The 11996-nt window shown below is 68.2% G+C and carries 12 protein-coding genes and 1 tRNA gene; 5 read left to right on the forward strand and 8 right to left on the reverse strand.

Annotated features, from left to right (window positions below; genetic code table 11):
- Window positions 1–7: 7 nt before the first annotated feature.
- Window positions 8–1021, reverse strand: a complete 1014-nt coding sequence (locus MUH00_RS01265; protein ID WP_247001883.1) for an alcohol dehydrogenase catalytic domain-containing protein — start codon at window positions 1019–1021, stop codon at window positions 8–10.
- A 226-nt stretch (window positions 1022–1247) separates the two neighbouring features.
- Window positions 1248–2537, reverse strand: coding sequence for a DUF7405 family protein (locus tag MUH00_RS01270; RefSeq protein ID WP_247001885.1), 1290 nt, complete (start codon window positions 2535–2537; stop codon window positions 1248–1250).
- Window positions 2538–2648: 111 nt separating this feature from the next.
- Between MUH00_RS01270 and MUH00_RS01275 the strand changes: the two genes are divergently transcribed.
- Together MUH00_RS01275 and MUH00_RS01280 are read left to right on the forward strand one after the other, a co-directional pair.
- Window positions 2649–3095 (forward strand): SRPBCC domain-containing protein, encoded by a 447-nt coding sequence (locus MUH00_RS01275; RefSeq protein WP_247001887.1) that lies wholly within the window; start codon window positions 2649–2651, stop codon window positions 3093–3095.
- A gap of 73 nt (window positions 3096–3168) precedes the next feature.
- A complete protein-coding gene (locus MUH00_RS01280; protein ID WP_247001889.1) occupies window positions 3169–3606 on the forward strand; it encodes an SRPBCC domain-containing protein in 438 nt (145 codons plus the stop codon).
- Between the two features lie 72 nt (window positions 3607–3678).
- On the opposite strand, the gene MUH00_RS01285 is transcribed toward MUH00_RS01280, so the two are convergent.
- Window positions 3679–4353, reverse strand: coding sequence for an HAD family hydrolase (locus MUH00_RS01285; protein ID WP_247001891.1), 675 nt, complete (start codon window positions 4351–4353; stop codon window positions 3679–3681).
- A 158-nt stretch (window positions 4354–4511) separates the two neighbouring features.
- Between MUH00_RS01285 and MUH00_RS01290 the strand changes: the two genes are divergently transcribed.
- Window positions 4512–5051: a DUF6735 family protein gene (locus MUH00_RS01290; RefSeq protein WP_247001893.1), complete on the forward strand. Its 540-nt coding sequence runs from the start codon at window positions 4512–4514 to the stop codon at window positions 5049–5051.
- Window positions 5052–5072: 21 nt separating this feature from the next.
- On the opposite strand, the gene MUH00_RS01295 is transcribed toward MUH00_RS01290, so the two are convergent.
- Window positions 5073–6920, reverse strand: coding sequence for a MutS-related protein (locus MUH00_RS01295; protein WP_247001895.1), 1848 nt, complete (start codon window positions 6918–6920; stop codon window positions 5073–5075).
- Between the two features lie 132 nt (window positions 6921–7052).
- Here MUH00_RS01295 and MUH00_RS01300 point away from each other — a divergent pair, with 132 nt between their 5' ends.
- Both MUH00_RS01300 and purF read left to right on the forward strand, forming a co-directional pair.
- Complete coding sequence (locus MUH00_RS01300) at window positions 7053–7943, forward strand: ribonucleotide-diphosphate reductase subunit beta (RefSeq protein WP_247001896.1); 891 nt, start codon at window positions 7053–7055, stop codon at window positions 7941–7943.
- 311 nt (window positions 7944–8254) lie between these two features.
- Entirely contained in the window at window positions 8255–9727 is a 1473-nt protein-coding gene (purF, locus tag MUH00_RS01305) for an amidophosphoribosyltransferase (protein WP_247004039.1), read from the forward strand.
- A 27-nt stretch (window positions 9728–9754) separates the two neighbouring features.
- On the opposite strand, the gene MUH00_RS01310 is transcribed toward purF, so the two are convergent.
- The 4 genes from MUH00_RS01310 to MUH00_RS01325 all read right to left on the reverse strand — a co-directional run bounded on the left by MUH00_RS01310 (window position 9755) and on the right by MUH00_RS01325 (window position 11737).
- Entirely contained in the window at window positions 9755–10312 is a 558-nt protein-coding gene (locus tag MUH00_RS01310; RefSeq protein ID WP_247001898.1) for a methyltransferase family protein, read from the reverse strand.
- A gap of 111 nt (window positions 10313–10423) precedes the next feature.
- On the reverse strand, window positions 10424–10987 hold the full coding sequence (locus MUH00_RS01315; RefSeq protein WP_247001901.1) for a DUF420 domain-containing protein: 564 nt from the start codon (window positions 10985–10987) through the stop codon (window positions 10424–10426).
- A gap of 223 nt (window positions 10988–11210) precedes the next feature.
- On the reverse strand, window positions 11211–11462 hold the full coding sequence (locus tag MUH00_RS01320) for a hypothetical protein (protein ID WP_247001903.1): 252 nt from the start codon (window positions 11460–11462) through the stop codon (window positions 11211–11213).
- 190 nt (window positions 11463–11652) lie between these two features.
- Window positions 11653–11737 (reverse strand) — tRNA-Leu (locus MUH00_RS01325).
- Window positions 11738–11996: the final 259 nt, after the last annotated feature.

The raw sequence follows: 11996 nt of genomic DNA on the forward strand, positions 1-11996 counted from the left end.
CCGATCCCTACGGTTCGACGACGAGCTTCCCGACGCTCTCGCGCTCTCGCATCGCCGCGAACGCGTTCCCGGTCTCCGCCAGGGGGTATGTCTCGTCGATCGCCGGGTCGAGGTCGCCGGCGGCGACGAGGTCGACGAGTCGCCGGAGGTCGTCCTGGGTCCCCATCGTCGAGCCGACGATCCGCTTGTGTCCCAGGAACAGATCCGGGACGTCGATCGACGACGCGTTCCCCGCGGTTCGCCCGCAGACGACCATCGTCCCGCCGCGGCGCAGCGCGTCCTGACCGAGGGCGGTGTACTCGCCGCCGAGGTGATTGATCACGGCATCGGCCGGGCCAAGGTCCGCGAGGCTATCGCGGATCTCGTCGGGATCGGTCGACTGGATCCCGTGATCGAGTCCGAGATCGCGGACCCGATCGAGTTTCGCCGCCGACGAGGAGGTGCCGACGGTTCGGGCGCCGACGATCGACGCGAGCTGGACGGTCGCGACGCCGACGCCACCGGTCGCGCCCGGGACGAAGACGAGATCGCCGGCGCCGACGTCAGCCCGCCGGAGCATGTGGAAGGCGGTCAGATACGCCGTCGGAAGCGCTGCCGCGGCGGTCGCGGAGACGCCCGCCGGGCGTTCGAGGAGGCGATCGGCCCGGACGGTCGCGGCCTCGGCGAGGCCGCCGTGGTACAGCGAGAACTCCTCGCACAGGTTCTCCGGGCCCTCCCTGCAGAACCGGCACGTTCCGCAGGTCTCGTTCGGGCAGAGGACGACCTCGTCCCCGGGGTCGATTTCCGAGACGTCGTCGCCGACCTCGCGGACGACGCCGGCGACGTCCAGCCCCGTGACGAACGGCAGGTCGGCGGCGTCGACCATCGCGGAGTCGCCCTCGAGGATCCACAGGTCGTGGCGGTTGATCGCGCAGGCTTCGACGTCGACGACGGCCTCGCCGGGACCGGGGTCGGGGGCCGGCCGATCGATCACGCTGACTCCGTCCGGGCCGATCAACTCGGTGAAGGCTGCGGCGCGCATCGAGTTCCGAGTCGGCCGCGACGGCAAAGACCCTAGGGGAGGCGGCACTCGCCGTCGCACCGGCTCTCGTCTCGCATCGATCGCCGTTACCGCGCATCGATGCTCGGTATGATCGTTCCTCGTTTTGCTGTGGTCGCGCGTACGCGAGGAAGTCGCCGAACTCGTCGAACCGATCGCGCCGCGTGATCGGCCGTCGTCGAACGCGTCGGTTCCGGCGGCCGACGTCCTACTCCGGATTCGGCGACGGAAGCGCGCGAAGGCGTCGTGGCGGAACGAAGTAGTTCGCCCTATTGCGCACCGTCATGTACTGGAGGATGCCGTTGTTCGTCCGGGCGCCGACGGCCCCGTCGGTGAGATCGCTGCCGGTCATCGCCTCGCGCGTCGCGACGAAGTCGGCGATCGATCGCTGGTGGGCGAGAAAGTGCAGGCCGGCCTGATCGTCGTCGGTCGAGTTGAAGTCCCGCCGGAGGATGATGGGATCGCCGTCCTCGCGGGCGCGGCCGGCCTTCTGGGCGTGGCCGACGATGCCGCTCGTTCGGGCGTCCTCTTCGGCCCGATCGATGCAGTCCTCGACGCCGCTGGCGTTCCCGAGGTTGTGACCGGCGCCCTCGACGCGATTCTCCGCGGCGTGGGCCGGGCAGAACATTTTGGCCACGCGCTGCTCGCGGCTGTCCTGTTCGTACCACTGGTCTAAGTGCAGGTGGATCTTCGAGAGGTGGGTCGTCGTCCCGCCCGCGAACGGGCCGTCCTCGATCGTGACGCGGTCCTCGCTGGCCTGGTTGCGCTTGAAGCCGGACTTGAACCCCATGAACAGCGGCGCGTCCTCGGGGACGGGTTCGGAGTTCGGAATCCCCCGGATGCCCTCCTGGTTCTTCGCCGGGAGGCCGTCGCCGATAAAGCCCGTCCGGCGGTCGGCGACCTCGAAAACGTCCTCGAACGTTCCCTCGACCCCGATGCCGTTCACCTCGTCGAGCTCGCCGGTCAGCGCCTCCTCCGCGCTCAGGACGACGTGGCCGCGGTCGCTGGCGAGGTGGACGAGCGCGTCGAACCCGTCGAGCTCCGGGTCCTCGATCGGCGTCAGGGCTTCCGGTTCCGGAAGGTCGACCGACTCGGGAAGGGCGTCGTCGAACCGGTCGAAGTAGGCGGGGCCGTACCCGATCGTCAGCACGAGGCCGTCGTTGCCGTATCGGTACGCCCGCTCGACGCTCGCCAGCGCGTCCTCGAGCCGGGTACGTTCCTCGCCCGAGGGGCCGTCGCCGACGTATTCGAGGCCGAGCAGGAGGTGGTGTTCCGGCGGCGTGACGTTCCCGTGATCGTCGGCCGCCAGGTACTCGTTCCAGGCGTGCTGACGGTCTGGTCGCTCCTCGGGAGCGAGGTCGGCCTGCGGCACGTCAGCGTCTTCGCGCCCCATACAGGCGGCGAGCGCGCTCGCGCCGCCGATCGCGACCGCGGTTCGGACGAACGCTCGACGGGAGAGGCCGCGGGCCACGCCGGGAGGGGAACCGGACCCTGTCATAGTCACTCCTCGGAACCGAGCGACAAAGGGGGTTTTGGTGTCACCGGCAACCCGATCCGCCGGCCCGCGCAACCGACACACCCATCTCCGCGGGCGGTGTACGCTGCTAGCATGGATCAGGCAGAAGTGTTCGAAGAGATCGACGCCCCGCCAGAGGTGGTCTGGGACGTGCTCCTCGAGTTCGACCAGTACCCGTCGTGGAACCCGTTCATCCGATCGATCGAGGGCGACGCCGTCGAAGGCGAACGACTTCGGGTTCGGATCGATCCCCCGGAGTCGCGGCCGGTGACGTTCGAACCCGAGGTTATCGCCGTCGAGGAGGGACGACGACTCGTCTGGCAGGGCCGACTCGGCGTCCCGTTCGCCTTCGACGGCTACCACGAGTTCCACCTCGAACCGATCGACGACGGCGAACGGACGCGGTTGCTCCACCGGGAGACCGTCCGGGGCGCGCTCGTCCCGCTCCTGTTCGACAGGAACGAGACCGGACGCGGGTTTCGGGCGATGAACGAGGCGATCAAGGCGCGCGCCGAGGGGCGGGTGAACGCGCCGGCGTGACGGTCCCGATCGGATCGAGATCCGTCCTCCCGCTAGCGGCAGTCTCATCCCTTCGAGACGCCTCCTATCGGTGATGACCGAACTCGTCGCGTCGATCTCGATCGACGCACCGCCGGCCGTGGTCTGGTCCGTCCTGTCCGATTTCGACGCCTACCCGTCGTGGAACCCGTTCATCCCGACGATAGAAGGAGACGCCATCACCGGCACTCGACTCCGCGTTCGGATCGAACCGCCGGACTCGCGCGCGGCGACGCTCCGACCGCGGGTGCTCGAAGCGACTCCCGGCCGACGGCTGGTCTGGCTCGGTCGACTCGGACTTCCGGGGTTGTTCGACGGCAAACACGCGTTCGAACTCGAAGCTCTCCCAGACGATCGGACGCGGTTCACCCAGCGCGAGACGTTCCACGGCCTCCTCGTCGGTCTGCTGCTCGACGAGTCGAACGTCCGCCGAGGGTTCGAGGCGATGAACGAGGCGATAAAAACCCGCGCGGAGGCGCGCGTCGTGGCCTGACGGCGTTCGAACCGCGGCAAACGGGAATCGCCGGCGAAGCGATCGCCCGCGGAAACGCGATCGCTCTCGGGACTACGACTCCGTGGCGGGGCCGGCCAGATCGGGGATCGCCGCGAGGGTCTCGATCTCGTGGGTCGGCCTCGCGGCCGTCCACTCCTCGTACCCGACCGCGTGATCGCGCCAGATGTACGCCGAGTCGATGCCCGCGGCGTCGGCGGCTTCGACGTCCACCCAGGTGTCGCCCACGTACAGCGGGTTCGTCGCGCCGAGTTCCTCCAGCGCGAGTTCGAGGTAGTACGGGGTCGGTTTCTTCCGATCGATGCCCTCGATCGTCGGCTCGCGGCCGTACCAGGGGTTGAATCCGTTCAGGTCGAAGTAATCGAGAATGTTCCCGATCGTCTCGTGCTGGTTGTTGCTGACGATCGCCTTCGCCGTCTCGAGGGCGTCAACGACGTCGACGTCGTCGTAGAGTCGCTTCCGACCCGCCCGGATCTCCTCGAGCTGGGCGTCGATCGCCGCGCGCTCGCGGGCGATCCAGAGGTCCTGCGGGTCGACGCCGTGCTCGTCGGCGGTGCGGTGCAGCGAGTCGACGGTCGGTCCCAGCAGCGTCTCGACGTGGTCGTCCGCCGGATCGGTGACGCCGACCTCCTCGAACGCGGCTCGACCCGCTTCGATCAGCGCGTCGCGGTCCGTCGGTGTCGTCAGCACGCCGTCGTTGTCGAAGACGATCGCATCGTAGTCCGTCATACCGAGTGCGCGACGCTAGGACGCGAGACGGTATCGTCGTTGTGTTCTCGCGCGATCGGCCGGAGGTTGAAGTACCGAAAGGCGGCCAGTGCCGGCGATGCATCACGACAGGGTGCGGCCCGAACCGACCACCGAACCGTCCGACGGGGGCCGAACCGATGGGACATAGAGCGCTCGTCGCCTACCGGCGGCCGGACCACCTCTACGATCTCAGATACAGCCACTGGGGCGCGAACGATCTCTCCCTCGCGACGTCGATCACGGCCGAAACCCCGCTGGCGGACGGCGCCGTCGCGGCCGACCTGCTGGCGGACGCGATCGCTCGCGATCGGATCCTCGCCGACTACCTCGACCCCTGCGTTCACGAGGCGCTGTACGTGGTCGACCCCGCGGACGACTACGCGATCGCCACCTACCGCGTCTGCTGGCTCGAGTGGGGCGACGGCCACGACGGCGGCCGCGGCGCGATCGTCGACGTCGCGCCCGGCAGCGCGGACCGCGATCTCCGGACGTGGTTTCGCGCGACCAAGACCGTCCTGGGAGACGTCGTCGAGATGGGGGGCCTCTCCAGGCGCGCCGCGCTGGCGTACCTCGAAGCGCGCGTCTGCGAGGATCAGGGCGGAACGGTGTACACCTACGATGGGTCGATCGGCGCGGACGAGCCTCGGCCCGATCACTGGCGAGAAAGCGGCGGGTGATCGGTCGACCGGGTTCGGATGTCACTCGCTCCAGCGGGCGTCCGCCAGCGTCCGCTGGACGACGTCGTTGCCGACGGCCTCCGCGAGGGTCTCGAAGCCGGCGCGTTCGGCTCGATCGGACGCGTTCGCGACCAGCCGCGAGACGATGAACTCCGGCGTCGATCGACCCACCGTGTCGAACCGCGGCTGGTAGTCGACCAGGAGTTCGAGGTCGGGGTTCAGCCCCTCGGCGAAGATGCCGTCCACCCGCGCCTCGGGCGGCAGGGGTTCCAGATCGTCCGCGAGGTGGGTGACGAACACGCCCAGCGCGTCCCGGTCGACCGACAGCGTCACGAGGCCGTGCAGCAGGTCGGCCGCGCTCCCCGGCTCCGTGATGGCCTCGAACTCGTCGACGAGCATCAGGGTACGCCCGCCGGTCGACAGCGGCGGCACGATCGATCGCAGCGTCGACTCGAGGACGCCGGCGTTGAAACTCGCGTGGCGGCGGTGGAAGACGAGCGAATCGACGGGCGTCACCTCAGCCCGATCGGCCGGCACGGGGAGCCCCATCGCGGCGAGCAGGACGACCTGACACAGCGTCTCGAGCAGCGTCGTCTTCCCGCCGCTGTTCGCGCCGGTCAACACCGCGACGTGCTCCTCGCCCGGCGGCGCCTCGATGCTCTCCGGGACGTTCGTGACGCCGTGATCGCCGAGGCCGTAGGTGATCGGCTGCACCGACTCGTCCTCGCGATCGCCTCCGGCTCGCGCTGCGGTGCCGTCCTCGCGGTCGTCTCTGACTCTCGCTGCGGTGCCGTCCTCCCGCGTCACGAGCGTGAGGTTGCGGGCGTTGACGACCGAGACGGCCGCCTCGTCCCCCTCGACGAACGCCGGTCGCGTACAGCCGTACGCGAGCGCGAACCGGGCGAGCGACAGGTGGAGCGCGATGTCGTCGACGGCCGCGATCGCCTGCTCGACGGCCTCGCTGCTCTCCGCCAGCGTCTCCTCGAACTCGCTCGCCACGGTCTCCTCGCGCTCGTCGATCGCGTCGGTCAGATCGGAGCGGAGCGTTCGGAGCGTCCCGCCGACGAAGTCGGTCGCGTCGGCCGCGTCGGTCGGCATCGCCTCGCGCACCTGGTCGATCGTCGCGTCAGTCGCTCCCAGGAGGTGATCCTCGAACGCCTCGCGGAACTGCCCGACGTCGCGAACGCCGTCCGAGCGCAGGTCCTCGATCAGTTCGAGCGCGTTCGCGTCCATGTCCTCGATGGCGCCGAGCGCGTCTCGCAGTCGGTCGAGTTCCTCGTCAGCATCCTCACGAACCCGGCCCCGCTCGCCGTCGAGCGCAGCGAGCGCGGCCGCGGCCTCGGCGAGGCGCTCGCGCTCGAGTTCCGCGATCGCTTCGAAGGGGCCGGAGTCGACGCCCGCATCGAGGAGTGCGAGCGCGGCCTCGACGGCGGCGTGGTCGCTGCCGTCGCGCTCATCGTAGCGCTCGTAGGCGTCGAGGACGGCCTCACGATCGGCATCGTCGAGGGCCGCCCAGGCGTCGCGCGCGGCGAGGACGTCGTCGAGACGAGCCGCCATCGCCGCGCGGTTCGTGAGCGGCGTGAGTACGCGGATCCGATCGGCCGCTCGCTGCGTCACGGCGTGGTCCACGGCCAGGTCGAGCAGTTCCTTGTACGCCGATCGGGCGTCGCTCGTCGCCAGGATATCCATCCCCTCGCCGCCGGTCGCCCGGCGCAGGATGCGCGTCGCCCGGCCGCGGGGGAGCCCCGCGTCCGCGAGCGCGCGAACGTCACCGCTCTCGATCGCCTCGATCGCCCGCTCTCGACCGAGTTCCTCGATCAGCGTCGCTCGCGTCTTCGGACCGACCCCCCAGTACTCCTCGAGTCGCATACCCGTAGGTTCGAGCGAACCGCCTTCAACGCTCTGCCCGCCGTCGCGACCGGACGCGTCCGATGAACGAGAGAAAACTGTCAGGCTGTTGTAAACGGCAGCGCTTTTTCGTCGCGTCTCGAACGCGACCGTATGTCAACGGACGGCACTCGCTCCGCGATCGACCGCGATCGGCGCTCGTTTCGCTACTACCGCAACGCCGTCGAGCGCCACTGGGATCCCCACGAGATCGACCTCGAACCCGATCGCGAGGCGATTTCCGACGCGCCGCCGGTCGCGTTCGACGGCCTGCGCGAGACCCTGGCCCTATTCGGTGCGGGCGAGGAGGCCGTTACGGAAGACCTCTCGCCGCTCGCGGTCGTCCTCGGTGACGTCGCCGACCAGCAGTTCGTCACGACGCAACTGTACGAGGAGGCCAAACACGCCGACTTCTTCGATCGGTACTGGCGCACCGTGATCAACCCGGAAGAAGAGCGGCGCGAACTCGAGCGGTCCTCGCCGGGCGACGATCGGTGGTTCTCCGAGCCCTACGACGAACTGTTCGAGCGCAACGACGCTGCGATGCACCGACTGCTCGTCGACGACACGCCCGAAAACCGCGCGATCGCGTACTGCCACTACCACATGGCGATCGAGGGCATCCTCGCTCAGACGGGCTACTACGGCGTCCAATCGAACTTCAGCGGCGACTACGAGGAGCTACCGAAGCTGCCGGGGCTCGTCGAGGGCTTCTCGAAGATCCGCAGCGACGAGGGCCGTCACGTCGGCTTCGGCATGTGGAAGCTCAAGACGCTGGTGCGCGACGAGGGCGTCGACCCGCAACTCGTCGAGGAGACCGTCGGCGAACTGGCGATGCTCGTCCAGCGGATCGTCGGCGGCGCCTCGGAGGACGACGCGACCGGCCTCGACGAGGCCGAACTGGTGAGCTACGCCGCCGAGAAGCACGCCCAGCGGACGGAACAGATCACCGACGCCACCGCGGAGATGCCCGACGTCGACGAACTCGTGAAACTGGACGGGTAGCGCAGATTCGACACGACCAGCCCGATCACCACGTTCGTGCCGATCCGATCGCGGTAACGATCGGTCGGTCGATCGACGCCCGGTCGATCGCCCTCGAATTGGCCGCTACCGACCGGAACGGAACGACGATCGCGATTCGACGCCGCCGGAGTCGATCGCCTTCGGGCGACTGGCCGGTGGTGCGCACGAACGTGCACAAAAATCGGCGTCGAACGCCGCCGGGGAAGCACAAACACGGGGATTTTTATCGACTCGGCGCCCTACGGACGACCATGACTGAAGCGCGGGGCGAGACTCCCCGGCGAACAGGGATGACCGAAAAGTGCGGCGTCGTCGGCGTCTCACTGGGCGGTCGCGACGCGGCACGGCCGTTGTACTACGCGCTCTACGCACTCCAGCACCGCGGCCAGGAGTCGGCGGGGATCGTCACCCACGACGGGTTCCAGCAACACAGCCACGTCGAGATGGGGCTCGTGGGGGACGTCTTTGACGAGGACGACCTCGACGTGCTCAACGGATCGTCGGGAATCGGCCACACCCGCTATCCCACCGCGGGGTCGGTCGACTCCTGTTGTGCGCAGCCGTTCTCCGTCTCGTTCAAGAGCGGGTCGCTCGGCCTGAGCCACAACGGCAACCTCATCAACGCCGACGAAATCCGCGAGGAACTCGCGGCCGTCGGCCACGCCTTCACCAGCGACGGCGACACCGAGGTCATCGCCCACGACCTCGCGCGCAACCTGCTCGAGGAGGACCTCGTGCGCGCGGTCAAGCGTACCATGCAGCGGATCCACGGCTCGTACTCGCTGACGATCAGCCACGACGACACCGTCCTCGGCGTCCGCGACCCGCAAGGGAACCGACCGCTCTGTATCGGGAAGCTCGACGACGGCTACATGATCGCCTCCGAGTCGGCGGCGATCGACACGCTGGACGGCGAACTCGTCCGCGACGTCCGACCCGGCGAACTGGTCGTCCTTCAGGAGGACGGCCAGGGCTTTGACTCCTACCAGTTGATCGAGGAGGAGCATACGGCCCACTGCTTCTTCGAACACGTCTACTTCGCCCGGCCGGACAGCGTCATCGACGGCACGCTCGTCTACGAGGCCCGACGGGAACTGGGACGCAAGCTCTGGGAGGAAAGCGGCGTCGAAACCGACGTCGTGATGCCCGTCCCCGACTCCGGGCGCGCGTTCGCCTCCGGCTACGCCGACGCCGCGAGCGAGACGACGGCCGACGGCGAACCCCGCGACCGGGACGACGACGGCGTGGAGTTCGCCGAGGGGCTGATGAAAAATCGGTACGTCGGTCGTACCTTCATCATGCCGACCCAGGACGAGCGCGAGCGCGCGGTCCGATTGAAGCTGAACCCGATCAAATCGACGATCGAGGGCAAGACCGTCACCGTCATCGACGACTCGATCGTCCGCGGGACCACCTCGACGCAGCTGGTCCAGCTGCTCAAGGACTGTGGCGCTGAGGAGGTTCACGTCCGGATCGGCGCGCCGTCGATCGTCGCCCCCTGTTACATGGGCATCAACATGGCGACCCGCGGGGAACTGATCGCGTCGGACAAGACGACCGCGGAGATCCGCGACGCGATCGACGCCGACAGCCTCGCGTACCTCTCGACTGACGCCGTCGCCGACGTCTTAGAGAAGGAGCGCATCGACCTCTGTCTCGGCTGCGTGACCGGCGAGTACCCCTACGACATCGACGGCGAGGAGACCGATCGGGACGTGAGCCGGCCCGACCTCGGGAGCCGAACCCTCCCGGCGGACGACTGATACCGAGCCATCGTCGGAGCCCGGGTGCTACCAGAGTCCGGGGATCAGCCGGTACGGCGTTCGATTTTCGTATTCGACGTAGCCCTCGCCCAGCGTTTCGCGAAGCGCGCGCTCCTCGACCCTGATTCGGTATCCGTACCCGCTCAGTCCGGCGACGACGAGGACGAGGAGGCTCAGCCAGTTGCCGATCGCGACACCGAGCCCGAGCAGCGAGAGCAGCGCCCCCGTGTACGAGGGGTGGCGAACCCAGCGATAGGGGCCCGAATCGACCACCTCGTCGTCTCCGTCGACCGTAACGACGAGCGAGAAGGCCTCGTCGAGCGTCCACACGGCATACTGGCGGACCCCGACACCGACGAGGATCACCGCGAGGCCGATCCAGAAGGGGCTCGTCGAGTACGGGAATCGCACCGACGGCGCGAGCGTCGCGGCGCTGGCCGCGACGAGAACGCCCCCGACGACGGCCAGTCCGATCGCGCGCTTCGAGCCACGATCCTGGTTCGTGTCGGCCGCGTCCCGATATCGCAGGGCGAGCGACCAGTCCGAGAGGATCCAGATTCCGACCGCGATCAGAAAGGCAGGCATCGACGGGACCCCCGGATCCGTCTGGAGAAGCAGGGCCGATCGTTCGTTCACGCGGTAATAAATGATCTGAATTTGCCACCTTCGACGAATTCGGTCCGAATGCGATCGACGTCAGTACGCGACGTGCAACAGCGCGTAGACGACGATCCCCAGCGAGAACGAGATTAGCCACAGGCTCGCGGCGATCCGGCCGACGCGGGCGTGGTTCGTCCGGACGAGTTCGTCGATCGGGTACGCGGCGGCGAGCAACAGCGCGTAGTACACCAGCGGAATGCAGACGATCGCCAGCAGGATGTGGATCGCGAGCACTGGCAGGTAGACGAACTGGTAGACCGCATCGGGGCCGGGAAACGGCTGCGGGCCGCCGGTCGCAACCAGCCGGTAGAGGTAGAGGGCAAGAAACGTCGCGAACAGGCCGAATGAGGCGACCATCGATTTGCGGTGTCTGTCGATCCGTCCGTGACGGATCGCCCGCCAGCCGATCACGATCGTGGCGATCGCCGTCGCGCTGATCGCGACGTTGACGTGGGGGATCAGGTCGAGGACCCACTCGGGCGCGATCGGCACGGTCGATGACGGAATCCGGCCGCCCGCCGCGGCGAAGACGATCGCGAGCGAGACGATACTCAGGATCGCAGCGAACGGACGGACCCGGTCTCGCGAAACGTACTCCATACGTCGTCGTTAGCGCCGGATCGGAAAGCGATTACTGTCTCGGAGCGATCCGCTCTCGGGCGGGGCGTCGACGGCCGGCGGACGGCGGCGAATCGGTTCGCAGCATCGATCACGTAACATCCGGGAGGAACGATCCGAAGCCGACGAGCAGCGCCGGTGAGACCGTCTTTCCCACGTCGACGTCGTGGATCCCGGCCGTCCCCGCTACGAGGATGTAGACGCTTCAGGCGACCGTCACGAGCAGGATGACGAACGATGCAGGGCCGACCGACTGTTGGACGGCCTCGAGTTGCCGCTGGAGCGTTGCGGGGTCCGAGCCGTCGAAGGACCACGTGGCGATTTCGCGACGCGCGGCGAGGTAGGAGAGCGACATCGTCACGAGTTCGGGCGCGTACGCCCACCCCGGGGCGGTAATCGGTGTGGTTCGATCCGCGCGACCGTCGATCGAGTCGATCGCTCCGCGCGGCGGATCCACGGTCGAGAACGGCGATGCCGCCGCTCATCGACGGATCGACCCGGAGTTCCGGGTTCGAGACCGGCCGCTGTTCGGAAGTAGCGTCGAAAGGAATTGTGCGTGGGTGATGTCCACGAAGGGAAATCACCTGCATCGTCTCGCTCGGCGGCGGAGCCGCCTCGCGTTTTGCGGGCGAAGCCCGCGTTTGCGATGCGTGGGACCGGATTTGAACCGGCGGACCCCTACGGGACAGCGCCCTCAACGCTGCGCCGTTGGCCTGGCTTGGCTACCCACGCTCGCGTGCGTTTTTGTCGTCGGCTTCTCGCCGACTGCAACTGAACGTGGGTGGTGCCCCCTTAAATACATCACGATCTCACTCGATTCTGCGTGGTCGTACCAACGCACACGCTGCCGATTTCGACGGCTGTTCGGTGCGACGACTCGCGCCGCCTTCGGTCCCGATCGGTGGCCGGGCGAACACGGTCGGCTCCGCTGAGCCCGCGTCTGCGCGGACGTCTCACGGCTCCGTCCAAGCGGAGATTTGAAATGCGGCAG

The sequence above is a fragment of the Halosolutus gelatinilyticus genome (genome assembly GCF_023028105.1).
GTDB lineage: Archaea > Halobacteriota > Halobacteria > Halobacteriales > Natrialbaceae > Halosolutus > Halosolutus gelatinilyticus.

What these genes read in the sequence shown, in the direction of transcription:
- MUH00_RS01270 (WP_247001885.1), bottom strand. Translation starts at nt 2,537, where the DNA reads ATGACAGGGTCCGGTTCCCCTCCCGGCGTGGCCCGCGGCCTCTCCCGT.
- MUH00_RS01310 (WP_247001898.1), bottom strand. Translation starts at nt 10,312, where the DNA reads ATGCCTGCCTTTCTGATCGCGGTCGGAATCTGGATCCTCTCGGACTGG.
- MUH00_RS01265 (WP_247001883.1), bottom strand. Translation starts at nt 1,021, where the DNA reads ATGCGCGCCGCAGCCTTCACCGAGTTGATCGGCCCGGACGGAGTCAGC.
- MUH00_RS01290 (WP_247001893.1), top strand. Translation starts at nt 4,512, where the DNA reads ATGGGACATAGAGCGCTCGTCGCCTACCGGCGGCCGGACCACCTCTAC.
- MUH00_RS01300 (WP_247001896.1), top strand. Translation starts at nt 7,053, where the DNA reads ATGTCAACGGACGGCACTCGCTCCGCGATCGACCGCGATCGGCGCTCG.
- MUH00_RS01295 (WP_247001895.1), bottom strand. Translation starts at nt 6,920, where the DNA reads ATGCGACTCGAGGAGTACTGGGGGGTCGGTCCGAAGACGCGAGCGACG.
- MUH00_RS01285 (WP_247001891.1), bottom strand. Translation starts at nt 4,353, where the DNA reads ATGACGGACTACGATGCGATCGTCTTCGACAACGACGGCGTGCTGACG.
- MUH00_RS01275 (WP_247001887.1), top strand. Translation starts at nt 2,649, where the DNA reads ATGGATCAGGCAGAAGTGTTCGAAGAGATCGACGCCCCGCCAGAGGTG.
- purF (WP_247004039.1), top strand. Translation starts at nt 8,255, where the DNA reads ATGACCGAAAAGTGCGGCGTCGTCGGCGTCTCACTGGGCGGTCGCGAC.
- MUH00_RS01280 (WP_247001889.1), top strand. Translation starts at nt 3,169, where the DNA reads ATGACCGAACTCGTCGCGTCGATCTCGATCGACGCACCGCCGGCCGTG.
- MUH00_RS01315 (WP_247001901.1), bottom strand. Translation starts at nt 10,987, where the DNA reads ATGGAGTACGTTTCGCGAGACCGGGTCCGTCCGTTCGCTGCGATCCTG.